The sequence below is a fragment of the Stenotrophomonas maltophilia group sp. RNC7 genome (genome assembly GCF_030910085.1).
Classification (GTDB): domain Bacteria; phylum Pseudomonadota; class Gammaproteobacteria; order Xanthomonadales; family Xanthomonadaceae; genus Stenotrophomonas; species Stenotrophomonas sepilia.
On the sequence record NZ_JAVFVN010000088.1, the window covers coordinates 1 to 1,577 of the forward strand.

Consider the following 1,577-nt stretch of genomic DNA (forward strand, 5'->3'; position numbering starts at 1 on the left):
GTATGTCTTTAACAAGGTATAAAATTCATTTCAGTAAAAACATTTCATGGAAATGAATTTATAAAAAATAAAAAAACATTGCGAGATTTTTTTTGTACCACAAGTGCCCTTATTTACTACATAGAAGAACCTTAAATCACGCGTTTAGGAATTGAGAACAAAAGACGGGATAGCGTCAAATCATATATTTTAATATTAAGAAAAACAAAAAAATATATCACCTATGGAATTATTCGATAAATTTTTGGGGAACAAAAAGAAAATCAAAACTCTTTCGGAAAAATAAATCGGTTCAAAAAACAGTAAAGAACATTCTTTACCGAGCTCAATCAAAAGCAAAAAAACCCCAATCATAAGTAGAAAACCTATTGGTTTTCTACTTATGATTGGGGTTTTATCCATATAAAGGTAAAACATAAGAAATTGTCTCCAAAAGTTCATTTTTAACGACCTTTTGGGACAACCTCTTTTTATCATTATCGCGAGAAGCTCACCACTTCAACGTTAGAAAGTAGCAAGGGACCTACTTACTAAAACTTGAACACTCGTTTGAACCATGTATCTTTTTCTTTACTCGTTATGACCATTGTCGCTATTTTACCTAACATATCTGTTAATCCGCTTTCAAATTCTATCGTTTCATCATCTGTATCTGTATAAGCATGAACAAATTCATGAATTAACGTTCCAGTATATGCTTCAACACTTTTCAATTGGCTTCTTTTTATGATAATGGTACGGTCCGATTTATCCCATAATCCTAACGCATCTGATCCAGTAAAGCTATCAGGTCTCATGGTTTCAGAAATCTTGATTTCCTTTACAGGTTTTATATTTTTCGGAAACCATCCTTGAATCACATGTTTTAACTCATAAATTTCCTTTTCTTTTTTACTTAAGTCTTTTTCATCTACAAATTTAAATTCAAAACTATCATTCCAATGCACTGAATAGTAATCCAAATTCACGATTTCATTTCCAGAAATATCTTTTGCTTTGGATAATTTGAGTGCAAGCGTTTCTGGTATGGTAACAATTCTATGCCCTTCATCTTTCGCATAATTGATATATTTACTGCCCCCGATTAAGTCATCCGAGGTTAAAAACAATATTTTTTCTTTCGAGTTTAAAATCTTACATGCGTGCAGTTGCACATCTATCCATTGCAGCTCATCATGAGAGTTACCTTTTTGAATTTTTTCAAGATCGCTTACCAATTTTTCCGCAAATACAGATCCAGTACATGCCAGTAAGATGGATTTCATTCGATCCGAATACGCACTTCTTCCTACATTTGTTCTTTCTCTGTTTAACGATTTTAAAAGTTTTTTAGTTGGTGAAGTAATATTGTAGGAAAACAGCAAATTTTCTTCCTCAGCTACGCAGAGTCCATTCACATAAATGCGAGATTCCTTATTATCCACTTTTTCGAGTAAAGCGCCATATTTTGTTTCTTCAATCACTTGTTCTCCTGAATATAACAAGAAAAAATCTTTCGCTTTTTCAATATCTGAATCTTGCAGCCCTCCTAAAATAAATTCGGTCCCAACCATATTGCAATTCGAAGGTTCTTGAAC

At 32.5% G+C, this 1,577-nt stretch carries 1 protein-coding gene; it reads right to left on the bottom strand.

The features are described 5' to 3' along the window. Positions 1-530 precede the first annotated feature (530 nt). Positions 531-1,577: hypothetical protein (locus tag RCF13_RS00855; RefSeq protein ID WP_308140727.1), on the bottom strand; the 1,047-nt coding region annotated here is incomplete at its 5' end.